The following is a 25,136-nucleotide window of genomic DNA, read 5'->3' as shown; positions in this document are numbered from 1 at the left end:
GAAAAGGGAATTTTATGAAAAAAAGAGTCACTGGTGACATATACCAGCGCTATTCTTTTAGAAAGCTGTCTGTAGGTCTAGTTTCCGCTACTATCGGAAGCTTCTTTTTGTGTACGACAATGGGAGGAGCTGTCAACTCTGTCGAGGCAGCAGAAGTATCTGCCAATCAGTCTACCGTCGTTCAGTACCACTATGTGGTGGAGAGCGATCTGACTGAGGCTGAAAAAGCTGCTATTGTAAATGAACTACCCAAATTTGCGGAAGAAAATTCGGACGCTTATTATTTGGTTTACCGTCCGACAAGTCAGGAAAGCTTGTCAGGGAAGCTCCCTAAGACAGGCGAGTCAGGCCTTTTGGGAGCAGCTTTTGCAGCTACAGGTCTGGCCTTAGTTGTTTTAGTGCTGGCACGAGGGAAAAATGGCAAGAGATACCTGTCTTCTATTTTGCTTGTGACAGGCTTGGGTTCTGTGCTTCTGCCAGCTTCTGTTTTGGCAATCAGCAGTACGGATTTGGCTGCCTATAATCAAAGTCTGACTTTGGCTGTTGGCGATCAGTTGCCAGAACCATTGAAAATTGCTGGCTACCAGTATATTGGTTACCTTAAAAAAGAAGCGCAGCATCAACTAGCTCAAAGAGGAAACTCTCAGCTGCCAGCCCTTCAAAAGGAAGCCTCAGCTAGTCAGCCTGATCAGGAGTTGAAAGAGTTAGCAAGTCGCCCTAAGAATACTGAAGCTCCGAAAGAGGCGCAGCCTGCTGGCGGAGACCATCTCTCCGAGAAGGAAAGGGAGGAAATTGCTGCTAAAGAAGGGCAGTTTGCTCGTCAAACACCTGTTCATGAGCGACCAGAACTGCAATTTACAAGTCAAGCAGCGACCCAGACCCAAGAAATCCCCTATAAAACGGAGTATCAGTATTCAGATGACTTAGCCGAAGGACAATCTCGAGTGATACGTGCGGGCATTCCAGGGATTCGCAAGATCGTAACACGCCACTATAGTGTTGAAGGAAAAGTCGTAGAGAGCAAGCAGGTTTCCGATCAAGTAACCACTGAGCCTGTTTCAGAAGTTGTTTTAGTCGGGACTGCAGCAAATAAGGCAGTTCCTAAAGAGGCTCCAATCCATAAAGTTCCGGAGCTCACTAGTTATGGCACGGTTCCAGATAGCGCTCCCGTGCACGAGGTTCCAGAGTTGTCTGACTATGGTACTGTTCCAGATAGCGCTCCCGTGCATGAGAAACCCGAGTTGCCTGGATATGGCACCGTTCCTGCTAGTGCTCCCGTGCACGAGGTACCCGAGTTAACTGATTATGGTACGGTTCCAGATAGCGCTCCCGTGCATGAGAAACCCGAGTTGCCTGGATATGGCACCGTTCCTGCTAGTGCTCCCGTGCACGAGGTACCCGAGTTAACTGATTATGGTACGGTTCCAGATAGCGCTCCCGTGCATGAGAAACCCGAGTTGTCTGGATATGGCACAGTCCCAGATAGCGCTCCCGTGCACGAAGTCCCCGAACTCACTAGTTATGGCACGGTTCCCGCTAGTGCTCCCGTGCATGATAAGCCTGAGCTATCTAGTTATGGCACGGTCCCAGATAGCGCTCCTGTGCGAGAGAAGCCTGAGTTAGCTGATTATGGCACCGTTCCAGATACAGCCCCTGTGCACGAGAAGTCTCAGTTAACTGATTATGGCACCGTTCCAGATAGTGCCCCCGTGCACGAGAAACCCGAGTTAACTGTCTATGGCACGGTCCCCACTAGCGCTCCTGTGCACGAAGTTCCCGAGCTTACTAGTTATGGCACGGTTCCGGATAGCGCTCCTGTGCACGAGGTTCCTGAGTTGCCTGGTTATGGTACAGTTCCGGATAGCGCTCCCGTGCACGAGGTCCCCGAGTTAACTGATTATGGTACGGTCCCCGCTAGCGCTCCTGTGCACGAGGTCCCCGAGCTAACTGATTATGGTACGGTTCCAGATGCCGCTCCCGTGCATGATAAGCCTGAGTTAACTGATTATGGCACAGTCCCAGATGCCGCTCCCGTGCATGATAAGCCTGAGTTAACTGATTATGGCACAGTCCCAGATACTGCTCCCGTGCATGAGAAGCCTGAGTTAACTGATTATGGTACAGTTCCAGATAGCGCTCCCGTTCATGAAGTTCCTGAGTTAACTGATTATGGCACTGTTCCCGATACTGCTCCCGTGCACGAAGTTCCAGCGTTGTCTGGCTATGGTACTGTTCCCGCTAGCGCTCCCGTACATGAGAAACCTGAGTTAACTAATTATGGCATGGTTCCCGATACTGCTCCTGTGCATGAGGTCCCCGAGCTCACTAGTTATGGCACCGCACCTGCTAGCGCTCCCGTGCACGAAGTTCCAGCGTTGTCTGGCTATGGTACTGTTCCCGCTAGCGCTCCCGTACATGAGAAACCTGAGTTAACTAGCTATGGCACGGTTCCAGATACCGCTCCTGTGCACGAGGTTCCTGAGTTAACTGATTATGCTACTGTTCCCGCTAGTGCTCCCGTGCACGAGAAACCAGAATTAACTGATTATGGCACCGTTCCCGACACTGCTCCCGTGCACGAGGTTCCTGAATTAACTGATTATGGTACAGTTCCAGATAGCGCTCCCGTTCATGAAGTTCCTGAGTTAACTGATTATGGCACTGTTCCCGCTAGCGCTCCTGTACACGAAGTTCCTGAGCTCACTAATTATGGCGCCGTTCCTGATAATGCTCCTGTACACGAAGTTCCCGAGTTCACTGGCTATGGCACCCTTCCCGACACTGCTCCTGTGCACGAGGTTCCTGAATTAACTGATTATGGTACAGTTCCAGATAGCGCTCCCGTTCATGAAGTTCCCGAGTTAACTGGTTATGGAAAAGTCCCAGATACTGCTCCAGTCCATGGACTTCCTGAGTTAGAGTTGGTTGCAAAGGATGAAACTCGTGTGGAGAAGATTGCTTTTAACATCGAGGAACAATATACTGATGAGTTACCTCAGGATGCTTGCCAAATCGTCACTCCAGGTGTTCAAGGCGAGCGTACCATCAAGACTAGAGTTTATACCTCCAACGGTCAAGAGATTGCCCGCCAAGAGTTGTCCAACGAGGAGACGCTAGCTCCAGTCACACAAGTTGTCAAAATTGGCACTGCCAAGTCCTATATGGTACCGAGCACTGCCCCGCAAACATCTACCCTTCCAGAGTATCCGCTAACTTATAGGGATGAAACGCGAGTAGAGAAAATCGATTTTACCACACGTGAAGAAGAGACGGATGAGCTTGTCCAAGGTGCCCGCCAAATCGTCACTCCAGGAGTGCAGGGCGAGCGTACGATTAAGACTCGTATCTATAGTTCCAACGGTCAAGAAATTGCCCGTCAAGAGCTGTCCAACGAGGAAACTCTAGCTCCAGTCACACAAGTTGTCAAAATTGGCACTGCCAAGCCACATATGGTACCGAGCACTGCTCCGCAAGCATCTGCCCTCCCAGAATATCCGCTGACTTATACGGATGAAACTCGAGTAGAGAAAATCGACTTCACCACACGTGAAGAGGAGACGGATGAGCTTGTCCAAGGTGTCCGCCATATCGTCATTCCAGGAGTGCCAGGCGAGCGTACGATTAAGACTCGTATCTATAGTTCCAACGGACAAGAGATTGCCCGTCAAGAACTGTCCAACGAGGAAACGCTAGCCCCAGTTACGCAGCTTGTCAAAGTTGGCACTGCCAAGCCACATATGGTACCGAGCACTGCTCCGCAAGCATCTGCCCTCCCAGAATATCCGCTGACTTATACGGATGAAACGCGAGTAGAGAAAATCGATTTTACCACACGTGAAGAAGAGACGGATGAGCTTGTACAAGGTGCCCGCCAAATCGTCACTCCAGGTGTGCAAGGCGAACGGACCATCAAGACTCGTATCTATACTTCCAACGGTCAGGAAATTGACCGTCAAGAGCTGTTCAATGAGGAAACTCTAGCTCCGGTCACACAAGTTGTCAAAATTGGGACAGCCAAGCCACATATGGTACCGAGCACTGCTCCGCAAGAGCCCTCTTTACCAGAGTACCCACTGACCTATAAGGATGAAACGCGAGTAGAGAAAATCGATTTCACTACGCGAGAGGAAGAGACGGATGAGCTTGTGCAAGGCGCTCGCCACATCGTTACTCCAGGAGTGCTAGGCGAGCGAACCATCAAGACTAGAGTTTATACTTCTAACGGTCAAGAACTTGCCCGCCAAGAGCTGTCCAACGAGGAAACGCGAGCAGCAGTTGCTCAGCTTGTCAAAGTTGGCACAATAAAACCGCACATGGTACCAAGCGATGCCCCGCAAGTGGAAGCCTTGAGAGAGTTCGATCTGATTTCGCTTCACAATCTACTGACAGAAGCAGAGAAAATCAAGGCTCAGGCTCGCTATTTCAATGATAGTCAAAGTCACCAAGCAGCCTATGATACTGCTTTGGCGGCAGGCCAAGCGCTTCTCAATCAGTCACAAGCCAGCCAAGAAGAAGTCAATCAGCTGGTGGACCAAATCAATCAAGCAAAGGCTCAGTTACAGGGTCTTGAAGTAGACAAAACACGCTTGCGGAATGAACATGATTTGGGCAGCACTGTGCAGACGACCGTCCAATATAAGAATGCTGATGAAGATAAGAAAGCAGCCTATACAAACGAATTGACCAAGGCAGAAGGAGTTCTGAATAATCAAACCGCCACACAAGTGCAGGTCAATCAAGCTTTTGCCAGCCTGACAGCAAGCAAGACGGCTCTAAATGGTGTGCCTAAGGTCAAGCCGACAGTTTCGATCTTAAGTCTGACAGAAAATCCAGAGGATAAGTCGGTCACGGTTCAATACAGCTTGGAAGACAAGACAAAATCCTTGCGCTCAGCGACAGCTGAATTGTACAAGGGAGACCAGCTTGTTCGCTCGCTTCCGATTGCCAATGTGGCAGGAAGTCTGAAGATTGACGATTTAGACTACTATACAGGCTATACTTTGAAAACCAAGCTGACTTATGAGCTTGATGCTGGCAGCCTGACTGACCTTGAAAAAGATAGCCGCAACTTTGAGTTGCAATACAAGAAGATTTCTTTCCGAGATATTGATTCGGCAGAGTTTTACAGAAAAGAAAAGGACCAGTTCAAGCGTGTCGTTTCTATGAGCACTATACCTACGGACCTGTCTACCTACTTTGTCAAAGTCAAATCGATTGAATCCAAGGACATGCTCCTTCCGGTTCACAGCATGGCAGAAGGCCAGAAGGATGGCAAGGCTGTCTACAAGGTTAGGGTCTCTCTGCCTGAGCTGGTGCAAGAGGGTGACACAGGCTACAAGTCTGGTTATGACTTTTATATCAGCAGGGCAGTGCCTAGTCAGCAAAATGTCTACACGAGCTTTGCTGGTTTGGTAGACGCCATGAAGAAAAATATGGCTGGCAACTTTGTTCTAGGAGCCGATTTGGATGCGAGCGAGGTCAGTCTGGCACCTGCGGATTATGTCTATCTCCGAGGAAACTTCACAGGCAGTCTGACTGGTAATCACAATGGCAAGCAGTATGCGATTTATAATCTAGCCAAGCCTTTGTTTGAAAACCTCAAGAGCGGTTCCTCTATTTCTAATCTGGACCTGAAAGAGGTCAATATTATCGGCACCTATGACTCTGCTGCCTTGGCTCGTAGTGCAGATAATGCGCGAATCACGGATGTTTCTGCCCAAGGTAGAGTGTCGGTAGTGGGCAATGCTTCGCAAGCGGCTGGTTTGGTCGTTGTTGCAAGTAATAGCCAAATCACCAACAGCTCCTTTACAGGAACTATCCAAGCCAATGACAAGCAGTACAAGGCTTATAATGTCGGCGGTTTGGTTGCCAACCTCAAGGGAGGAAATTCCTTGCTGAGTCAGAGCAGGGCGGATGTGACCATTCTAGCAGGTGCTCGAACAAACGAGCAGCGCTTCGGCGGTCTGGTCGGTCGCTTGGAAGACAATGCCCGCATCAGCCGTTCCTATGTGACTGGAAAGATCCAAAACTCTACGAAGAATGGTCAAATCGGTGGAGTAGTCGGTTCCAATTACTTCAATGGCTTGATTGACAATGTTATCAGCAATGTCAGCGGTACAAATGTCTACAGTATTTCTGGCGACCAAGATTACAAGAATGATCGCATTAAAGAAGCCTATGCCGTTGAAGGAAACGAAACTCTAGGCAATGATCAGTTTGTCACGTCTACTCTGACTTTGGACGAGGCTGAAGAGAAGCTGGCGAGCCTAGACATTAGGACCACGCTAGAAGACAGCAATCTCAATCTTCATACTGTTGACTACAGCAAGGAAAAGAATACTCGTGCAGACCGTCTGATAGCCTATGCTAATATGGAAAAACTTCTGCCATTCTACAATAAGGAAACCATCGTTGCCTACGGCAATAAACTTCCAGATAATCACAAGCTTACTAGAGAGTATTTGCTGGATGTGGTTCCGATGAAGGGCGACCAGATGATCATGGATATCAATAGCAACAAGACTACGATTAACCGCCTGATGCTGCACTTTGAGGATAAGACGGTTGATTATCTAAATCTGACCTATAAAGGAGACTTCAAACATCAAGCTATCGCAGAGTACACTGTGAATGGCTTAGACCTCCTTTATACACCAGAAACCTTCCTATCAGACTATAGCAGGGTTCTTAACCAAGTGCTGCCAGAGTTGAACAAGGTTGTCCTTGACTCACCAGCCATGCGAACTGTTTTAGGCGTGAATGCGGATGCTTCTCTGGATGAGCTCTATCTGGACACAGCCTTTGACCAAGTCAAGACCAAGTTGGCAGAAGAGTTGCGCAAGGTTCTGGCTATGGACAAGTCCATCAATACTGAAGGCGATGTTGTAGCTGACTATGTAGCTCAGAAGATTAGAGCCAATAAGGAAGCATTACTGCTGGGTCTGACCTATCTCAACCGCTGGTATAATATCAACTATGACAAGACCAATGTCAAGGATTTGTCGGCCTATAAGTTTGATTTCTTTGGTAATCATAAGGCTTCGACGCTAGATACCATCATTGCACTCGGTCAGTCTGGTTTTGAAAATCTCAAGGCCAAGAATAACCATCTGGCCTACGATAACTCGCTCTCTGAAGCAACTGGTAAGCGTGGCCTTTTCAACTATCTGGAAAGCTATCGCCAGCTCTTCCTGCCAGACAAGACCAATAACGAGTGGCTCAAGACCAATACAAAAGCCTACATCGTTGAGGCTAAGTCGGATGTGGCAGAAGCTAGACAGCTTCAAGATACAGCTAAGGCCAAGAGCAAGTATTCTGTCGGCGTTTACGACAAGATTACTGCAGATAACTGGGAACACAAGGGCATGCTTCTGCCGCTCTTGACCATGACTGAGAAGGGTGTCTACGTCATCTCCAATATGTCCACCGTCTCCATGGGAGCTTATGATCGCTACCGCCTTGATGCCAATAACAGGGTGCGAACAGATGCAGAATTGGTTGAGTATGTCGAAGACCGAGTTAGAAAGTCAGCTGAATGGCAACGTGACCACTATGATTTCTGGTATAAGATTTTAAGTCCTGAAAGCAAGGACAAGCTCTTCCGTTCTGTTCTAGTTTACGATGGATTCTCATTGGTTGACAAGGATGGTAAAAGATATTGGGCTCCAGCTAATGACAAGAAATCACTAGCTATGCAGGAATTCTTCGGACCAGCCGGCAAGTGGTATCCAAGCAAGGGATACAATGCCTATGCTACGGGAAGTGTCACCCACTTTGATGCTGCTCGCTTGTTAGAAGACTATGGGAACTCTGTCTACACCCATGAGATGACGCATAACTCTGATGGTTCGATCTACTTTGAAGGTTATGGTCGCCGCGAAGGACTGGGGGCTGAGCTCTATGCGCGTGGTCTCTTGCAGTCCACACCAAGTCCAAATGAGCCTACCATTACCCTCAATACCCTCTTCAAGACGGACAAGGACTCTAAGACACGGATGCATACCTACAACTTCAAGGAACGTGTCCAAAATGCGGCAGATTTGCAGCACTATGTCCATGGCATGTTTGACATGATTTACACACTGGATTACCTAGAGGGGACTTCGATGGTCAAGCAGAGCGATGCAGCCAAGCTCCAGTGGTTCAGAAAGATGGAAAATTACTATATTACGGATAAATATGGCAAGCAGACCCATGCTGGTAACCAGACCCGCAGTTTCACTGCTGAGGAAATCAAGCAGCTGACCAGCTTTGAATCCCTGATTGACAATGATGTCATCACTCGTCGAGAGAATAAAGATAGCGGACAGTATCCGCGTAATGGCTACCTCAGTCTCAGCCTCTTCTCGCCAATCTACTCAGCCTTGAGCAATCCAAATGGGGCGCCGGGTGACGTTATGTTCCGTCGCACAGCCTATGAATTGCTAGCAGCCAAGGGCTACCATGAAGGTTTTGTCCCTTATGTCTCAGGGAAATTCTCTGAAGAGGCTGCTGCAGAAGGCAAGACGACCTGGGATGGCTGGCTCAGGAGAGATGTTGGTCTGGTGACAGACCAGAAGGTCTTGGAAAATGTATTCAAGGGTGAATACACCTCTTGGGCGGCCTTCAAGAAGGCCATGTACCAAGAGCGGATTGACCAGCTAACCAAGCTCAAACCAATCACCATTGAGTACGAACTCAGAAATCCTAACAGTACCAAGCAAGTAACCATTCGCTCGTATGCAGAGATGCAGAAGCTGATGGACGAAGCAGTCGCAGAGGATGTGCGCAACATTACCAATGCGACAAATCGTGTTGAAGCTAGCTGGGTCAACCTGCTCAAGAAGAAGATTTACAATGCCTATCTTCGTGAGACAGACGACTTCAGACAGTCAATCTTTAACAAATAAGCCTTAGTTTGCTTGTCGAAAATAGAAAAAAGCTCATGAAACCAGCTTTTCAGCAGGTTCATGAGCTTTTTATTTGTTGAAATTCTAGATGGATGCTTCAATCAAGTGCTTAAGATTGTCTAGGAGGCTATCCAAGGCTAGGACCGCTTTTTGCTGCTGTTCTGGCTGGTAGAGATGTTGGAAGTAGTCTTGGATATTGGCTTCAAAATCCCGAGGCAGGCGGGAGCAATTTTCTTTGGCATACTGGAGCATACGCTTTTCGCCTGGATGGAGCTGCTCATTGAGGGCAAAGAGGGCATCAAAGTAAGAGGCGAAAAACTCACTGCTGCGGTGATTGATGCTGAGCAGATCTTGGCGCTTGAGAGCTTTTTTGATCTGTCTTGAAAAGGCTGGCATAGCTTGGTCAAGAAGTAGGAGCTGCTTACTGATGATATTCTTTTTCAGCTCAGCCGGATAGGGCAGACTGTACTTGCTCTGGAGGTCAGCATAGCGACCGTCTCGATCGTAGAGAATCTTGCTGTGGATCAGATTGTACCACATACAGGTGGTGTAAGAATTCTGGGCTTGGTGCTCTAAAACGACAGTTCGTAGGTCTTGGTCAAAGTCGTCCAGCGAGCGGTAAATCAGCTCAATCTCGATACCATTATTGAGGACGCAGTCGTCTTCCAGTTCCCAAAATTGATTGCCAATTTCCATATAGGAGCAGTACTTGCTGAGGATTTCCTGGCGGATGGCTGGCGCGAGAGGAGCGCTCAGGTAGACATAAACATCATAGTCTGAGTCTTGGTCAAAATGTTGGCCGGCCCGTGAGCCTCCTAGAGCCAGAGCTTCCACTTGCTCCAGTTGAGCCAATTCTTTAAAGAGATTTTGTGGCATAATTTGTCCTTCTTAATTTTTTGATATCATTCTAGCAAAAAGTGAAAAGGTTTGCAAGGGGGTAAATAGGATCTTTTCTTTCTTTTAAAAAACGTGATGAAGTGGAAGTGTCTAGAGTATTATTTTGATCAGAAAAGCCCAGGTCTTTCTAGGAGGTTTGTGATGTGATTTGGTTGTTTTCTATACATCTTTCTATTGATTTAATTTATTCTTTTCAGTAAGGTAGATAGGATTTTTCCTAAAAAAACTCCATAATTCCTGCTAAAACAATTATAGAGCATTATGATATCGGATACGAAAAAATAGGAGGTCAGGATGTCCCAGCCTCCTATTCTCCCTTCATCTGTTCAAAGACATAGAGAAAAAATTCTTTCGAAACTTCAAAATGTCCATAACGTAGTTGAGAAGCATATTGACGCCATTCGGGATGTGGCCGTACTTGCTCGATGGGGCAGTCTTTGACAGGCTGGTAGTAGCTGACGTCACGTCGAAAAGGGAAGAAACCCTCAAACATTTCTACTTGGTAGGCTGTATCATCTAGAATCTTGCCAACTGCTGTAAAGGCCTGCAATTTTTCCTGATCATTCAGCTGATACTTGGGGCTGTAGTACAAAAGGTAATCTCCTTTTTTCATTCGGTTCAGTGGTGCTTTCTTTCCATGGCAGACTTGGCAAAAGCCTCCCTCTACACCTCTTAGTACATGTTCTTTTGATACGACGCCCACCCAAAATCTAGTCATTTTCTGCCTCCAGTTCTATTAAGAGTTGATTTAATATTTCTGTTTTATCTTCTAATTTTCTAAAGAATGCCTGATCAATGCTTTCTACCAGAGGAAGAGCTTGATTGACCTTTTGCAGCCCCATATCTGTTAGAAGTATGATGTTGGCGCGGCTGTCTTTGGGATGGACTTCCCGCATGATCAAATCTTTCTTGACCAAGAGGCGGATGATTTGGGATATGGTCATAACATCCATGTCAGAAAATTGGGCAATATCGGTCTGATTCACCCATTCTTGCTGATGCAGGAGTGCAGCAAGAGTGGTCAGAACGACAAACTGGGGATGGGTCAAATCAATCATTCTCAGTTTGTTTTTTATCAGCCCATGCCACTTGTGATAGGTACGGATAAAGAGCAGACCGGTTGATTTTTTGTATTCATCCCTATAGATGGAGTTAAACTGAGATTTTTCCATTAGCTTTTCCTCTGGATATTTTGTAAGTATACTTATTATAATCTGACATCTTATTTTTGTCAATAAAAACCCAGTTTAGACTAAAAAGTCCGAACTGGGTTCTGTTTATAGTTTTTCTACATAAATCTGTTGGGCAATCATAGGGCTAACTTGGATTGCTCGGTCGTCTACTTCTAGTTGATAGAGCTGGCTGTAGTCGTCATACTGGAGGAAATTGATTTCTTGGTTTATGTTCAGATTGTGCTTTTCCAAATAAGCCAAAAGCTCAAAGTCGTCGTGGACACGGCGGATGAGGTAGCTACCAGGCTCCTGAGCGGAGGCCAAAGTTTGATGGTATTTTTCTTTTAGCGGCTGGTGTTTGGCTGGGATTGTGCCACCGTGAGGGCAGGTCTCAGGGAAATCCAGCATTTTTTCCAAGCCTGCGACAAAGCGCTCAGAAACGGTATGTTCTAGAATCTCGGCTTCCTGATGGATTTCGTCTGTGGTGTAGCCCAGCTTTTGGACCAAGAACACCTCAATCAATCGGTGCTTGCGGTAGAGGTCAGAGACCAGTTGCAAGCCTAGGTCAGTTAGCAGATAGCCTGCCTTTTTGTCCTTGATTAGGAATTCTTCAGCCAGCATTTTCTTCATCATCTCCGTCACAGCTGGCGGGGAAACCTGCATGTGCTGGGCGATTTCTTTATTGGTGATTTTCTCCTGGCGCGTGCCAATCTCGTAAATACATTTTAAATAGTCTTCTTTATTTGGCGTCATCTTTTGTCCTCGTTGTTTTCCTAAGACTAGTATAGCAAAAAATGCTGAAAGAATACAATTTGAGATTGGATGTTCCTTTGCACATTGACTTTTAGCTGAAATTTTGGCATATTTAGAGGTAAATAGGAGAGCTATAGAAGGCTGCATGAGCCTGCTAGCGAAGCTCCGAACGGTGCTGAAGAAATTTCATATGATGGATGTGGATGGTGATGAAAGTAGAAATAGAGCAATGCTATACAGAATTACAAGCGCTCGGCTGGTCTCAAGCTGCTCTTGATACAGTTTTTCTAGCAGAAATGGCGTCATTGCCGCATGAATCAGCTCGCCAAGGTCTTTTTGAGGAGGCCCTTATATTTGGCAGTCCCCTCTTTCAGAAACTGTGGTCTTTTGAATGTCGAGCAGTCCAGCCCCAGCAAGCTGAGAAATTGTTAGAGCTAGCTATGCTCTATATGGACATGCCTGATGAATTGAGCGGGGAAGCAGCAGAAATCACCCGCTTGCTCTCACGTATACATCCGGACTTATCGCCACACGCTCCCTTTTGGCGCCGGTTTTCTCAAACGATTCGGCAGGCTTTTTCTCCAGCAGACTTTATTGCAGACAGTGGTAATCAAAGGTTAAAAGGTCAGTTGCACCAGTTTCGCTACCTTATTTCTTGTCAGCAGGCCCAGTGGGTCAGACAGCATTTCCGTAAGCCGGGGATGACAGACGGCCAGGCTCTTGTAGCCTATTTTCAGGCGCATCCTGACCTGGATTGTCAGCTCTGGGAATCTTCGCGGTTGCACAATAAAGCCTTTGTCAATAAGGGCAAGGTGACCTACCCAGACCAGCAGCCTTATCAGGCCAATATCAAGATTCTCCATCGTTTCCATACCGAGTTTATTCTGGATAGGGAAGAGCGATTCCTTAATGTTTTGGATCCAGAAAAGAGCAGTCAAAATGGGCTAGTCAATGGAGCTAGTTTTAATTATGGGGAGAAACCTTCGTTTTTCAATCACAGTTCCCATTATTACTACGATGTCAAAAGTCCAGCCCAGTGGGATCCCCAGTTTCGTAAGCTAGCGATTCGAAATGGAGGGCAAGCCTTCAAAGCCCCTCAGAATAATCGAGGTCTGGCTGGTTACCATACGGCTAAGAGCTGCTATGCGATTGAGGGGAAAAGCGCTAAAAGTCAAGTAGATGTCCAAGTAAAAAACTTTGAAAAATTATTAGTCGAAAAGTTAAAAGAGAAAGATTATCTCAAATATTTATGGAATAAAGTGAAAAATAAGTATCTGAGACTATAGAAATGAGGTGGGAAGATGCCAATTAAAATGATCGCTACGGATATGGACGGCACCCTTTTGGATCCGAGAGGCGAGCTGGATTTACCACGCCTGACAGCAGTTTTAGACCAGCTGGAAGAGCGGGACATCAAGTTTGTTATTGCGACGGGCAATGAAATTCAGAGAATGCGTTTATTGTTGGGCGATTTGACAGAGCGTATGACCCTGATCGTCGCCAACGGCGCTAGAATCTTTGAAAAGAATGAAATGTTGCTGGGCACTTTCTGGCAGCCTGATTTGATTGCGGACACGCTGGCTTATTTTCAGGGTCAAGAACGTGAGGTGCATCTGGTGGTCACTTCCACTAAAGGTGGCTTTGTTCAGGACGGCACTGATTTTCCGATGATTAGCAAGATTATGACAGAAGAAATGGCGGCCCATTTCTACAAACGAATGAATTTTGTGCCCAATCTGCAAGATCATCCGTTTGAAGAAGTGCTAAAGATGAGCGTTATGGTGGATGAAGCGCAAGCAGCAGAGATTACGCGGCAGATCAATACAGCATTTGCTGGAAGATTGAGTGCCGTGACCAGCGGCTATGGCGCGATTGACGTTATCCAAGAAGGTCTCCACAAGGCTTGGGGACTTCGTCAGCTCATGGAGCGGTGGCAAATCAAAAGCAAGGAAATCATGGCTTTTGGCGACAGCGAAAATGACTTGGAAATGCTGGAACTAGCAGATTTCTCCTATGCTATGGAAAATGGGGATGAGAAGATTAAGCGCATTGCCAGTCGCTTGGCACCAGCCAATGCAGAGGCCGGTGTTTTGCAGGTGATTGAGCAATACTTAGAAAAAGGAGTCTAAATGGCAGTTCAACTATTAGAACAGTGGCTTTTAAATGAGCAGGCAAAGATCCAGAAAAATTATCGGGATCTGAATCAGCTTGCGGTAAAGGAGCCAGCGATTATTTTTATCGGTGATTCGATTGTGGAATATTTCCCGCTGCACGAGCTAGTGCAAAGCCCTAAAACCTTGGTCAATCGTGGCATTCGTGGCTACAAGACTGATTTGCTTCTAGAGAACTTGGATGCCCATCTCTTTGGGCAGGCTCTAGACAAGGTCTTTCTCCTGATTGGAACCAACGACATTGGCAAGGAGATGGATCAGGCTGAAACGCTGGCCAATCTGGAAGCGGTCATTCAGGAAATTTCCCGTGACTATCCTCTGGCTCAGATCCAGTTGCTGTCCGTCCTACCTGTGAATGAGCAGGAGCAGTACAAAGGGACGGTTTATATCCGGACGAATGAGAAAATTCAGGATCTCAATCGGGCTTATCAAGACCTAGCAAGCATCTATACCAATGTCCATTTTATAGACCTTTATGATAGCTTCTTGGATGAGAGAGGTCAGCTGCGGGAGGATTTTACGACGGATGGCTTGCATTTGACTATTGCTGGCTATGCGACGCTGTCAAAGGTTCTGCAGCCGTATCTATAAATGTTTTCTGAAAATATTTTTCTTGGCCAGCTTAATCAAGCAGTTAAAACTGACATTTCAAAGAGGCTGGGACAAAAGTCCAAGCCTCTCAATTGTCTTTGGATTGTCGAGCAAGACGCAGTGGTTGAGTGGGCTCTACTACGCTGATTTCATCAGCTTTTACAGCCCTACTCAACTGTGCGGAGGTGGGACGACGAAATCGAATTCTAAGGAATTACCGATTTCTGTCCCACTCTCTTTCTATATTTATTAAAGATTTTTGCTTGCTTTAGTCTAGCCATTGGATAAAGGCTGTTTTGTCTTGGTGGTTGTAGCCAGCCCGTTTATAAAATTCCCAGGTGCTTTCTTTCTTGGATCCCGTCAGCAGCATCATTTTGTAGCAATTGGCTTCGGTCGCTATTTTCTTAGCAAAATCAAGGCATTCACTAGCATAGCCCTTGCCTCTAAAGTCATGATGAGTGACGACATTTTCAATCAAGGCGTAGGGACGTAGTCCTCTCGTGAGATTGGGAATAACGACACAAATACAAGAAGAAACAATCTTTCCGTCAAGCACTTTGACAATGATATGGTGGTCTGGATCTTCTACCATCCGCTGCCAGACTTTTTGTAAGGATGGGCTTTTTTCTGGAATGGCCGTCTCGTGCAAGGAGAGGTACAAATGGAGTAATTCATCTAGGTCGTTGGGACTGGCTTCTCTGATCATCTTTTTACCTACTATATTGGAATCTTTTTGTTTACCTAGCAATATTATAGCATGTTTAGCCCTTAAATTTCTAGCTTGCTCCAAATTAAAATCTTCCCCATTTTCAAAGGTCAGCGAGAGGCACTTTCACCTTTTTCTGAAATCTATTATAATATACATTTCAAAAGTCAGAAAAATCTCATAATTGTTATGTAATAGTTCTAAAGCGTTCCTGAGCATATTCTTATACAAGCGATGGAAAAAGTGATAAATTTGTAGAGTAAGTTTATTGAAACGTTTTCATTATATTATCTGAAAGTTTTCGATAAATAATTTAATTTTGAAGGAGAGTTATTATGACTCAAGGGAAAATTACTGCATCTGCAGCAATGCTCAACGTATTGAAAACATGGGGCGTAGACACAATCTACGGTATCCCATCAGGAACACTCAGCTCATTGATGGACGCTTTGGCTGAAGACAAAGATATCCGCTTCTTGCAAGTTCGCCACGAAGAGACTGGTGCTCTTGCAGCGGTCATGCAAGCTAAATTCGGCGGCTCAATCGGGGTTGCAGTTGGTTCAGGTGGTCCAGGTGCGACTCACTTGATTAACGGTGTTTAGGATGCAGCTATGGACAACACTCCATTCCTCGCTATCCTTGGATCACGTCCAGTCAACGAACTCAACATGGATGCCTTCCAAGAATTGAACCAAAACCCAATGTACAACGGTATCGCTGTTTACAACAAACGTGTGGCATACGCAGAGCAATTGCCAAAAGTAATCGACGAAGCTTGCCGTGCTGCAGTTTCTAAAAAGGGTCCAGCTGTTGTTGAAATCCCAGTGAACTTTGGTTTCCAAGAAATCGACGAAAACTCATACTACGGTTCAGGTTCATACGAACGTTCATTCATCGCTCCTGCTTTGAACGAAGTTGAAATCGACAAAGCAGTTGAAATCTTGAACAATGCTGAACGTCCAGTTATCTACGCTGGTTACGGTGGTGTTAAAGCTGGTGAAGTGATTACTGAATTGTCACGTAAAATCAAAGCACCAATCATCACCACTGGTAAAAACTTTGAAGCTTTCGAATGGAACTATGAAGGTTTGACAGGTTCTGCTTACCGTGTTGGTTGGAAACCAGCCAACGAAGTTGTCTTTGAAGCAGACACCGTTCTTTTCCTCGGTTCAAACTTCCCATTTGCTGAAGTTTACGAAGCCTTCAAGAACACTGAAAAATTCATCCAAGTCGATATCGACCCTTACAAACTTGGTAAACGTCATGCCCTTGACGCTTCAATCCTTGGTGACGCAGGTCAAGCAGCGAAAGCTATCCTTGACAAAGTAAACCCAGTAGAATCTACTCCATGGTGGCGTGCAAACGTTAAGAACAACCAAAACTGGCGTGATTACATGAATAAACTCGAAGGTAAAACTGAGGGTGAATTGCAATTGTACCAAGTTTACAATGCAATCAACAAACATGCTGATCAAGACGCTATCTACTCAATCGACGTAGGTGACACTACTCAAACATCTACTCGTCACCTTCACATGACACCTGAGAACATGTGGCGTACATCTCCACTCTTTGCGACAATGGGTATTGCCCTTCCTGGTGGTATCGCTGCTAAGAAGGACAATCCAGATCGCCAAGTATGGAACATCATGGGTGACGGTGCATTCAACATGTGCTACCCAGACGTGATCACAAACGTTCAATACGACCTTCCAGTTATCAACGTTGTCTTCTCGAATGGTAAATATGCCTTCATCAAGGACAAATACGAAGACACAAACAAACACTTGTTTGGTTGTGACTTCCCTAATGCTGACTATGCGAAAATCGCTGAAGCTCAAGGTGCTGTAGGGTTCACTGTAAACCGTATCGAAGATATCGATGCAGTTGTTGCAGAAGCTGTTAAATTGAACAAAGAAGGTAAAACTGTTGTTATCGATGCTCACATCACTCAACATCGTCCACTTCCAGTAGAAGTACTTGAATTGGATCCAAAACTTCACTCAGAAGAAGCCATCAAAGCCTTCAAGGAAAAATACGAAGCAGAAGAACTCGTACCATTCCGTTTCTTCTTGGAAGAAGAAGGGTTGCAATCACGCGCAATTAAATAATTCCTCTCGCCGAAAATCAAATTTGAAGTTTGTAGATTTTATTCTTTGATTTTCAAGAGTCGAACTTGAAAAGATCGGAGTAATCCGGTCTTTTTCTTTGTCTTTTTTCTTATCACAAGATTGTGATAGTTTACATCTTCATAACAAAGGGGGAAAAGAACTTGATTGTTTTGGACTATCGTTATAAAATATAACCGAAAAATGAAAGAGGTATTAAAAATGTCTGAAAAACAAATGAAAATTTTGGGATGGGTTGCAACCTTTATGTCCGTAATGATGTATGTGTCCTATTTTCCACAAATCATGAACAACCTAGCGGGACAAAAAGGGAATTTTATCCAACCGCTCGTCGCAGCAATCAACTGTAGCCTATGGGTCTACTACGGCTTGTTCAAAAAAGAAAGAGATATTCCGCTTGCAGCAGCAAATGCACCGGGAATCATTTTTGGACTAGTGACGGCCATCACGGCTTTAATTTAAGAGGAATAAGAGAAGACTGGTTTTCAGTCTTCTCTTTTGTTTTAAGGGAGACTATTTGCTTTCATTTTAGAAGACGATCTCTTTAAAACCGAACCCTGAAAATTTGTCGAATAAAACAAAATAGTAGAATAGTATCAGTATCTCGCAGTTTTTTATAAGAAAAGGTTTACAGAATGAGCTATAATATTAGTAAATAAACAATCAATAAGAAAGCGGGTAGAATTATGACTGAAAAACTGACTTTTCCGGATGGTTTCTTGTGGGGCGGAGCGACAGCTGCCAACCAGTGTGAGGGCGCTTATGATGCGGATGGTCGCGGGCTGGCTAATGTAGATGTGGTGCCGATTGGTGAGGACCGTCTAGCCATCATCACGGGTAAGAAAAAGATGTTTGACTTTGAGGAAGGCTATTTCTACCCAACTAAGGAAGCTATTGACATGTACCATCACTTCAAGGAGGACATTGCCCTCTTTGGTGAGATGGGCTTTAAGACCTATCGTCTGTCCATTGCTTGGAGCCGGATTTTTCCTAAGGGGGATGAGCTGGAGCCTAATGAAGCTGGCCTGAAATTTTACGAAGACCTCTTTAAGGAATGCCACAAGTACGGTATTGAGCCTCTGGTGACCATTACTCACTTTGACTGTCCCATGCACTTGATTAAGCAATATGGTGGTTGGCGAAATCGTCTCATGCTGGAATTTTACGAGCGTCTCTGTCGCACACTCTTTACCCGCTACAAGGGCTTGGTCAAGTACTGGCTGACCTTTAATGAGATTAACATGATTCTTCATGCACCATTTATGGGGGCGGGGCTCTGCTTTGAAGAAGGCGAAAATGAGGAGCAGGTCAAGTATCAAGCAGCCCATCATGAGCTAGTCGCGTCAGCTATTGCCACCAAGCTGGCTCATGAGATTGATCCGGAAAATAAGGTCGGCTGTATGTTAGCGGCGGGTCAAAATTATCCTAACACCTGCCATCCACGCGATGTATGGGCTGGTATGGAGGAAGACAGGAAAAATTATTTCTTCATCGACGTGCAGGCGCGTGGTGAATATCCTAACTATGCCAAGAAAGCTTGGGAGCGCGAGGGCATCACTGTCGACATGACAGAAGAAGACCTGCAGCTGCTCAAGGAGCATACGGTGGACTTCATTTCCTTCTCATACTATGCGAGTCGGGTAGCTTCAGGCGACCCTGAGGTCAATGAGTTGACAGCGGGTAATATCTTTGCTTCTCTCAAGAACCCTTATTTGGAAAGCTCTGACTGGGGCTGGCAGATCGATCCACTGGGCTTGCGCATTACGCTTAATACCATTTGGGATCGCTATCAAAAGCCTATGTTTATCGTGGAGAATGGTCTGGGCGCAGTGGATAGTCCGGATGAAAATGGCTATGTGGCTGATGACTACCGGATTGACTATTTGGCAGCCCATGTCAAGGCCATGCGGGAAGCCATCAATGAAGATGGGGTAGTTCTGTGGGGCTACACGACCTGGGGCTGTATCGACCTAGTATCAGCCGGCACTGGCGAGATGAAGAAGCGCTATGGCTTTATCTACGTGGACCGGGACAATGAAGGCAAGGGAACGCTTAAACGCTCCAAGAAGAAATCCTTTGACTGGTACAAGGAAGTCATCGCGACTAACGGAGCATCTGTGAAATAACATCAAGGAGGCTGGGACAAAAGTCCTAGCCTCTCAATTGTCTTTGGATTGTCGAGCAAGACGCAGTGGTTGAGTGGGCTCTACTAGGCTGATTTCATCAGCTTTTACAGCCCTACTCAACTGTGCGGAGGTGGGACGACGAAATCGAATTCTAACGAATTACCGATTTCTGTCCCACTCTCTTTCTTTTGTATCGTTTATATTTGATTGACTTGCTGGCTCATCCTTGCTACACTAGTTTTATCAAGCTATTGGAGAATGAGAATGGCCAATCTTTTACTAATTGAAGACAACAATGATATTCATGAGATTTTGAAAAATCTCTTTACGCAGGAGCATGTCGTGTTTTCAGCTTATTCTGGAACCGAGGGACTGCGGATTTTTGCGGAAGAAGAGATTCATCTAGTCCTGCTAGATATTATGCTGCCTGGAAAAAATGGCGATGAGGTGCTGAGGGAAATTCGCAAGACCAGTCAGGTTCCAGTAGTCATGCTGACCGCTCTGGGCGAAAAGAGCCTCGTGAGTCAGTATCTGCTGGACGGTGCCAATGACTACATTGTCAAGCCTTTTAATCTAGATGAAGTGGCGGCGCGTGTCACTGTCCAATTGCGAGGTAGTCAGCAGCCTCAGTCTAAGCCTGCTGGGGAGACCTCAATCAAAAATATCCGCCTTTTGCCAGATACCTTTGAAATTGCTTCTGGTGACCAGTCCATGCGGCTAGGGAAGAAGGAATTTCAGATCTTCCAGACCTTGCTGGCTCATCCTAAAAAGATTTTTACCAAGGAGGAGCTGTATGAGTCGGTCTGGGAGGAGACCTATCTGCCAGGCGATAATACGCTCAATGCCCATCTCAGCAATCTTCGCAAGAAATTAGCCCAGCTGGATAGTTCGACAGACTATATCGAGACCATTTGGGGTCTGGGTGTGCGGCTCAAGGAGGATTAGCTATGTGGTTGATTTTAGCCTTTGTGCTCATACTCTTCTTGTTAATCATGCTGGTTCGCTATCATCTGACGATTCGTAGTCTGACCAGCCAGATCCGTGCCAAACATCGCACAGGAAGTCAGGTTCGGCTGACTTTGAGAGATCAATCTCCTAGCCTAGTGGCTCTGATTGACGAGGTGGAGCAGCTTTTTCAGGAAATTGATAAGATGTCCTTTGTGACCCAGCAGGAAAAGAAAACCTTGGACATGGCTATCAGCAATATTGCCCACGATATCCGAACGCCACTGACCATTGCTAGTGGCTACACGCAACAGCTACTCAAAGACGCTGATAAGGAGCAGATGGACCAGCAGTTGCAAAAGATTGCGGATAATCTAAGTATGGTATCCAGACGCTTGGAGGCTCTGATGGAATACCGTCGCTTGATGGAAGGAGCCATTCGACCAAAGTTGCAGCGGGTAGATCTATCCCAGCTGGTCACCCAGCAACTCTTTGCCTACTATGATGCCTTTCAGCGAGCAGGGATTGATTTAGATGTGGATCTCTCTGAAAATCTGCTTTTGGAAACGGACAGTGACATCTTTGATCGAATCATCCAGAACATGCTCAGCAATGTCCTCAAACATGGTCGAGAAACAGCCAGCATCAGTCTGAAAAATGAAGGGCAAAAGGTTATTTTCCAGGTCAAAAATAAGGTCCAGAAGCCTATTTTGCATCTGGATAAACTAACTAATCGCTTCTATTCTGAAAACCTCTCCAGTAGTGAGGAATCCTCTGGACTGGGCCTTTATATCACCCAGCAGCTGGTCGAAATCTTAGGTGGTGATTTGACCATTCAAGCAGAGGGAGATTGGTTTGAATTGATTGTGGCTTTATAAAAAAGAATCAGCTAGTCAGAAGATTAGCTGATTGTTTAGTTTTAGAGATCTTTTTTCTTGAAAATGAGGAGGCTGTTGCCTAGGAAGAAGACTGCTATGCCAATCGCGACTAAACTAGCTCGCAAAACTACAGCAGGATCCGCTGCCATCTCTATTCCAAATTGTAAGGTTAAATAGCGGAACCATTCTATATGAGGATAGAGCAAGACTGGAAAGATGAGCAGGGCGCTTCCGACAAAATAGGTAATAAAGACCGCAGCAATAGAATGGCTGAGATAGAGAACGAAAGACACGATGCCAATCCAAGCGATGGTTATCATGAGCTGGACGAGAATGGTTAGCAAAAATTGGCCAAAGAAACCTGTCGGAGCTATCCCAATTCCATTGATAGAGCTAGCGATGATGAAGGATAGCCCTAGCAAGAGAATGAATTGGAAGATGGCGACAACAAAGGAGACCAAAGTTTTAGATAGGAAGAACTCTGTCCGTGAAATACCGTGAGCGAGGCTGTTTTTATAAAGCTTGCGGGACAAGTCCACACCTAATAAGAGGCAGACGACAATGAGAGTGAAAAATATAATACTGTCAGAATTTCCAGAGAAATGGGCAAGAGCATTGATACCCGTCATTTTTACTGGTGCTTGCTGAGTGATGTTTTGTCCATCCGTCTCAATGGATGTTCCAAATCTGCTGGTAACCTTATAGAGGACGCCGAGCAGGATATTGGCTAGTAAAACGAACTCAGTAATCCAAAAGCCCTTGGAGTGGAAGAGGCGGTAAAAGTCAGCGCGAATGGTTTGAATCATGATAGACCTCCCTGGTTTTGATCAACTAAATCTGTAAAGAAATTTTCGAGATTTTGCCGTGCATAGTAGATTTCTTGAATGACTAAGTCAGCTGTGGCTAGCTCTTTTACGATATTGTTGATGTTGTGCGAATGGGTAAAGACATGGATCTCATTGAGAGCATTGACCACCTTGATGCGGTAGCCTAATTGATCTTGGAGCAGCTGGCTGGCTTCCTCCAAATGATCCGTTTTTAAGACGATATAATCTTCGCTTTGCTCTTCAAATTCAGCTTTGGAAATTTCCTTGATCATATGACCGTGGTCGATGATGCCAAAGCGCGTAGCTACTAGATAGAGCTCGGATAGGATATGACTGGAAATGATGAAGGTCATGCCCAGCTCTTCATTGAGCTTTTGGACAAGTTGGCGGAATTCCTTGATGCCGACGGGATCTAGTCCGTTGATAGGTTCGTCTAGAATCATCAAATCTGGCTTAGACAATAAGGCAATGGCAATTCCCAAACGCTGCTTCATACCGAGAGAAAAATCTCTGAATTCCTTCTTGCCAGTATCTGTTAAGTTCACGTATTCCAAGGTTTCTTGGATGGCCTTCTCGGCATTAGGTATCTGGCGGAGTTTGCAGTAGTAGCTGAGATTTTCGTAGGCGGTCAAGTGGTTGTGGGCAACGGGTGTTTCAATGACCGAGCCGACCCGCTTGAGGGCTTGTGTCCATTCGGCCTGATTGCTGGAACCAAAGAGAGACACGGTTCCGTTGTTGGCATGCATCAGCTGGGTCATGATTTTGATCAGAGTGGTTTTACCGGCCCCGTTTTTACCGATGAGACCGTAGATATCTCCTTTTTTGATGGTCAGATTGACATCGCTCAGAGCTTGCTGCTGGCCGAACTTTTTGCTGACCCCTTGTAAAACTAAAATATTTTCCATGGTTTTACTTCTCCTTTTTGATTTATTCTTGGAAATCCTTTCCTCACTATCCAGTATATCGGACACTTATTAAGTATTCATCAAGCATTTTTAAAATATTTCTAAAATCTTAAAATAGCAGGCATACTTCTTGTCTCAGCGGACTGAGGCCTATAGAAAAAGAGAGCTGGACAGAAATCGGTAATTGGTTAGAATTCGGTTTCGTCGTCCCACCTCCGCACATTTGAGTAGGGCTGTAAAAGCTGATAAAATCAGCCTAGTAGAGCCCACTCAACCACTGCGTCTTGCTCGACAATCCAAAGACAATTGAGAGGCTAGGACTTTTGTCCCAGCCTCAATTATCTATTTCCAATTCATACAGGCCGCGTAGTGCATTGCAGGCATAGATTTTTTCTGCTGATTTCAAGTCGTCTAGGCTGAGAATTTTTTTGTGGCCTGACCTGTTGTCAAGAGATGCTGGCGGTAGATACCGTCCAAAAGGCCTAGCTCGACTGGTGGCGTGTAGAGGTGACCATCCAGCTGGAGAACTAGGTTGCCGATGGAGCTTTCCAGCAACTGACCTTGGGCATTGTAGTAAATCTGCTCCTGCTGGCCCAAGGATAAATGCGGCCGATAGCTGGTTTTAAAGTAGGTGAAAGGCTGTTGTAAGTTGGCATTTTGTGGAACGAGAATAGCCTTGCAGAAAGCTTCTGGGAGTGTTTGCAGCTTTTCTAGCTGGCAGGTCACTTTTCCAGATTTGGCGATGGAGATCCGCAGGCGGTAGTCCGTACTTGGATCCAGTTCCGCTAAGGTTTGGTTCAACTCTGCCTTCAGTTTTTCCTCATCAAATGGATAAGCAAAGTAACGGGTAGCTTCCCGTAGCCGCTTCAGATGTTGGTCTTGGAAGGTCAGGCTGCCTTGCTCAATCTTCCCAGTCGTAACTAGGTCAAACTGCGGATTTTTCCGATAAAGAACAGCCGATTTTTGCTGGGTTTCGATGTACTCGGATTTCCATGTGCTATCCCAAGTGATGCCGCCGCCGACACCGTAAATTGCCTTGCCAGCTTCAAGCTGAATGGTGCGGATGGCCACATTGAAAATCCGTCTCTGGTCTGGCAGACAGATGCCAACAGTACCGCAGTAGACACCTCGGGCGGCTTTTTCGGTCGCCTTGATGATAGCCATGGTCGAAATCTTTGGAGCGCCTGTGATAGAGCCGCACGGAAAGAGAGCATCAAAAATTTCTCCTAGGCCAATCTCAGGCCGCAGCTGGCTCTTGATGGTGGAGGTCATTTGCCAGACAGTGGAATACTGCTCGACCTGACAGAGGTGGTCGACTCGTTCACTACCAATCTCTGAAATGCGGTTCATGTCATTGCGCAGCAGATCAACGATCATCATATTTTCTGCTCGGTTTTTAGGATCCTGACGGAGCCATGCAGCCTGTTCTAAGTCTGCAGTGACCGTCAGACCGCGATTGGTAGTACCTTTCATCGGCCGCGTTGTCAGCTCACCTCGATGCTCCTCGAAAAAGAGCTCAGGGCTGATGGATAAGACTGCCTGTTCATCGTGCTCTATGTAAGCATTGTAGGCGGCGTTTTGCTCGATGACCAGACGGTTGTAGATAGCCCAGCTGTCCTGTGGATTAAGCTCTGCGCCTAGCTGCAGGGTGTAGTTGACCTGATAAGTATCGCCTTGACGGATATGATGGTGAATGGTTCCGATGGCCTTTTCATACTCTTGCTCAGTCGTTAGGCTCTGCCATTGCGCCGGCATTTCTACCTCGTCATAAGCCAATGGGAAAGGGGCTTCATCAGCTCTATCATGAATGGTAAAGTAAATCAGGTACTCTCCTAGCAGAGGGCCTTTGTGGACCTGGAGTTTTTCCTCAAAAGCAGGAGCAGCTTCGTAGCCGACATAGCCGACTGCATAAAAACCCTTTTTCTGCCAGTCTTCGACTTCTTGCAGAATCACTCTGACTTCAGCCAACTCGCGTGTTTTGAGCTCTTTGATGGGCTGGCTGAAAATCAAGCGCCGGCCCAGTTCTTTAAAATCAATAACTGTTTTCTTGTGCATGAGTTTATTGTATCATAAGATAATTTGAATGAAAACGGATTTATCGGATGAGACACTCATTCTTTTACAATAGTTGACAGATTAGAGAGTGGC

Annotated in this window: 15 protein-coding genes and 2 pseudogenes; 9 read left to right on the top strand and 8 right to left on the bottom strand. The window is 46.0% G+C overall.

The window, feature by feature from the left end; translation table 11 throughout:
* Positions 1 to 14 precede the first annotated feature (14 nt).
* Positions 15 to 8,888: an SIALI-17 repeat-containing surface protein gene (locus tag HMPREF9960_RS08615; RefSeq protein WP_037586373.1), complete on the top strand. Its 8,874-nt coding sequence runs from the start codon at positions 15 to 17 to the stop codon at positions 8,886 to 8,888.
* Between the two features lie 84 nt (positions 8,889 to 8,972).
* Here HMPREF9960_RS08615 and HMPREF9960_RS08610 read toward each other — a convergent pair whose 3' ends face one another.
* The 4 genes from HMPREF9960_RS08610 to HMPREF9960_RS08595 all read right to left on the bottom strand — a co-directional run bounded on the left by HMPREF9960_RS08610 (position 8,973) and on the right by HMPREF9960_RS08595 (position 11,710).
* Complete coding sequence (locus HMPREF9960_RS08610) at positions 8,973 to 9,764, bottom strand: nucleotidyltransferase domain-containing protein (RefSeq protein WP_005591235.1); 792 nt, start codon at positions 9,762 to 9,764, stop codon at positions 8,973 to 8,975.
* A gap of 328 nt (positions 9,765 to 10,092) precedes the next feature.
* On the bottom strand, positions 10,093 to 10,503 hold the full coding sequence (locus HMPREF9960_RS08605; RefSeq protein ID WP_005591234.1) for an EVE domain-containing protein: 411 nt from the start codon (positions 10,501 to 10,503) through the stop codon (positions 10,093 to 10,095).
* Positions 10,496 to 10,957 carry a MarR family winged helix-turn-helix transcriptional regulator gene (locus HMPREF9960_RS08600; RefSeq protein ID WP_005591233.1) on the bottom strand — a complete coding sequence of 154 codons (462 nt, stop codon included), beginning with the start codon at positions 10,955 to 10,957 and terminating at the stop codon, positions 10,496 to 10,498. The genes HMPREF9960_RS08605 and HMPREF9960_RS08600 overlap by 8 nt, the downstream gene beginning before the upstream one ends.
* 105 nt (positions 10,958 to 11,062) lie before the next feature.
* Complete coding sequence (locus HMPREF9960_RS08595; protein ID WP_037586384.1) at positions 11,063 to 11,710, bottom strand: metal-dependent transcriptional regulator; 648 nt, start codon at positions 11,708 to 11,710, stop codon at positions 11,063 to 11,065.
* A gap of 203 nt (positions 11,711 to 11,913) precedes the next feature.
* Between HMPREF9960_RS08595 and HMPREF9960_RS08590 the strand changes: the two genes are divergently transcribed.
* Genes HMPREF9960_RS08590 through HMPREF9960_RS08580 form a run of 3 tightly spaced genes read left to right on the top strand, consistent with a single transcriptional unit; the run spans position 11,914 to position 14,472 of the window.
* Positions 11,914 to 12,996, top strand: coding sequence for a DUF3114 domain-containing protein (locus HMPREF9960_RS08590; RefSeq protein ID WP_005592452.1), 1,083 nt, complete (start codon positions 11,914 to 11,916; stop codon positions 12,994 to 12,996).
* 15 nt (positions 12,997 to 13,011) lie between these two features.
* Positions 13,012 to 13,839 (top strand): Cof-type HAD-IIB family hydrolase, encoded by an 828-nt coding sequence (locus HMPREF9960_RS08585; protein WP_005591230.1) that lies wholly within the window; start codon positions 13,012 to 13,014, stop codon positions 13,837 to 13,839.
* Positions 13,840 to 14,472, top strand: coding sequence for an SGNH/GDSL hydrolase family protein (locus tag HMPREF9960_RS08580; RefSeq protein ID WP_005591229.1), 633 nt, complete (start codon positions 13,840 to 13,842; stop codon positions 14,470 to 14,472).
* 268 nt (positions 14,473 to 14,740) lie between these two features.
* Here the strand turns inward: HMPREF9960_RS08580 and HMPREF9960_RS08575 are convergent, their stop codons facing one another.
* Positions 14,741 to 15,178 (bottom strand): GNAT family N-acetyltransferase, encoded by a 438-nt coding sequence (locus tag HMPREF9960_RS08575; RefSeq protein ID WP_005592468.1) that lies wholly within the window; start codon positions 15,176 to 15,178, stop codon positions 14,741 to 14,743.
* Between the two features lie 335 nt (positions 15,179 to 15,513).
* Between HMPREF9960_RS08575 and spxB the strand changes: the two are divergent.
* From spxB to HMPREF9960_RS08550, 5 genes and pseudogenes are all read left to right on the top strand, one after another.
* Positions 15,514 to 17,289, top strand: a pseudogene (spxB, locus tag HMPREF9960_RS08570) (pyruvate oxidase).
* A gap of 219 nt (positions 17,290 to 17,508) precedes the next feature.
* The gene (locus tag HMPREF9960_RS08565; protein WP_001291471.1) at positions 17,509 to 17,769 is read left to right on the top strand and encodes a SemiSWEET family transporter; all 261 of its coding nucleotides are present in this window, start codon (positions 17,509 to 17,511) and stop codon (positions 17,767 to 17,769) included.
* A gap of 224 nt (positions 17,770 to 17,993) precedes the next feature.
* Complete coding sequence (locus tag HMPREF9960_RS08560; protein ID WP_005591223.1) at positions 17,994 to 19,433, top strand: 6-phospho-beta-glucosidase; 1,440 nt, start codon at positions 17,994 to 17,996, stop codon at positions 19,431 to 19,433.
* A 264-nt stretch (positions 19,434 to 19,697) separates the two neighbouring features.
* Positions 19,698 to 20,378 carry a response regulator transcription factor gene (locus tag HMPREF9960_RS08555; protein WP_005592464.1) on the top strand — a complete coding sequence of 227 codons (681 nt, stop codon included), beginning with the start codon at positions 19,698 to 19,700 and terminating at the stop codon, positions 20,376 to 20,378.
* A 2-nt stretch (positions 20,379 to 20,380) separates the two neighbouring features.
* Entirely contained in the window at positions 20,381 to 21,256 is an 876-nt protein-coding gene (locus HMPREF9960_RS08550; RefSeq protein ID WP_005591221.1) for a sensor histidine kinase, read from the top strand.
* Positions 21,257 to 21,297: 41 nt separating this feature from the next.
* Here HMPREF9960_RS08550 and HMPREF9960_RS08545 read toward each other — a convergent pair whose 3' ends face one another.
* The 3 genes and pseudogenes from HMPREF9960_RS08545 to pabB form a co-directional block, all read right to left on the bottom strand.
* On the bottom strand, positions 21,298 to 22,062 hold the full coding sequence (locus tag HMPREF9960_RS08545; RefSeq protein ID WP_005591220.1) for an ABC-2 transporter permease family protein: 765 nt from the start codon (positions 22,060 to 22,062) through the stop codon (positions 21,298 to 21,300).
* A complete protein-coding gene (locus HMPREF9960_RS08540; protein WP_005592455.1) occupies positions 22,059 to 22,988 on the bottom strand; it encodes an ABC transporter ATP-binding protein in 930 nt (309 codons plus the stop codon). The genes HMPREF9960_RS08545 and HMPREF9960_RS08540 overlap by 4 nt, the downstream gene beginning before the upstream one ends.
* A 334-nt stretch (positions 22,989 to 23,322) precedes the next feature.
* A pseudogene (gene pabB, locus HMPREF9960_RS08535) lies at positions 23,323 to 25,043 on the bottom strand (aminodeoxychorismate synthase component I).
* Positions 25,044 to 25,136: the final 93 nt, after the last annotated feature.

The sequence above is a fragment of the Streptococcus cristatus ATCC 51100 genome, from assembly GCF_000222765.1.
Taxonomy (GTDB): Bacteria; Bacillota; Bacilli; order Lactobacillales; family Streptococcaceae; genus Streptococcus; species Streptococcus cristatus.
The sequence above is the reverse complement of the archived record's forward strand: the minus strand, read 5'-3'. Positions and strand labels throughout refer to the sequence as shown.

What these genes read in the sequence shown, in the direction of transcription:
- HMPREF9960_RS08595 (WP_037586384.1), bottom strand. Translation starts at nt 11,710, where the DNA reads ATGACGCCAAATAAAGAAGACTATTTAAAATGTATTTACGAGATTGGC.
- HMPREF9960_RS08585 (WP_005591230.1), top strand. Translation starts at nt 13,012, where the DNA reads ATGCCAATTAAAATGATCGCTACGGATATGGACGGCACCCTTTTGGAT.
- HMPREF9960_RS08610 (WP_005591235.1), bottom strand. Translation starts at nt 9,764, where the DNA reads ATGCCACAAAATCTCTTTAAAGAATTGGCTCAACTGGAGCAAGTGGAA.
- HMPREF9960_RS08605 (WP_005591234.1), bottom strand. Translation starts at nt 10,503, where the DNA reads ATGACTAGATTTTGGGTGGGCGTCGTATCAAAAGAACATGTACTAAGA.
- HMPREF9960_RS08540 (WP_005592455.1), bottom strand. Translation starts at nt 22,988, where the DNA reads ATGGAAAATATTTTAGTTTTACAAGGGGTCAGCAAAAAGTTCGGCCAG.
- HMPREF9960_RS08590 (WP_005592452.1), top strand. Translation starts at nt 11,914, where the DNA reads ATGGTGATGAAAGTAGAAATAGAGCAATGCTATACAGAATTACAAGCG.
- HMPREF9960_RS08545 (WP_005591220.1), bottom strand. Translation starts at nt 22,062, where the DNA reads ATGATTCAAACCATTCGCGCTGACTTTTACCGCCTCTTCCACTCCAAG.
- HMPREF9960_RS08575 (WP_005592468.1), bottom strand. Translation starts at nt 15,178, where the DNA reads ATGATCAGAGAAGCCAGTCCCAACGACCTAGATGAATTACTCCATTTG.
- HMPREF9960_RS08615 (WP_037586373.1), top strand. Translation starts at nt 15, where the DNA reads ATGAAAAAAAGAGTCACTGGTGACATATACCAGCGCTATTCTTTTAGA.
- HMPREF9960_RS08565 (WP_001291471.1), top strand. Translation starts at nt 17,509, where the DNA reads ATGTCTGAAAAACAAATGAAAATTTTGGGATGGGTTGCAACCTTTATG.
- HMPREF9960_RS08555 (WP_005592464.1), top strand. Translation starts at nt 19,698, where the DNA reads ATGGCCAATCTTTTACTAATTGAAGACAACAATGATATTCATGAGATT.
- HMPREF9960_RS08580 (WP_005591229.1), top strand. Translation starts at nt 13,840, where the DNA reads ATGGCAGTTCAACTATTAGAACAGTGGCTTTTAAATGAGCAGGCAAAG.
- HMPREF9960_RS08600 (WP_005591233.1), bottom strand. Translation starts at nt 10,957, where the DNA reads ATGGAAAAATCTCAGTTTAACTCCATCTATAGGGATGAATACAAAAAA.
- HMPREF9960_RS08550 (WP_005591221.1), top strand. Translation starts at nt 20,381, where the DNA reads ATGTGGTTGATTTTAGCCTTTGTGCTCATACTCTTCTTGTTAATCATG.
- HMPREF9960_RS08560 (WP_005591223.1), top strand. Translation starts at nt 17,994, where the DNA reads ATGACTGAAAAACTGACTTTTCCGGATGGTTTCTTGTGGGGCGGAGCG.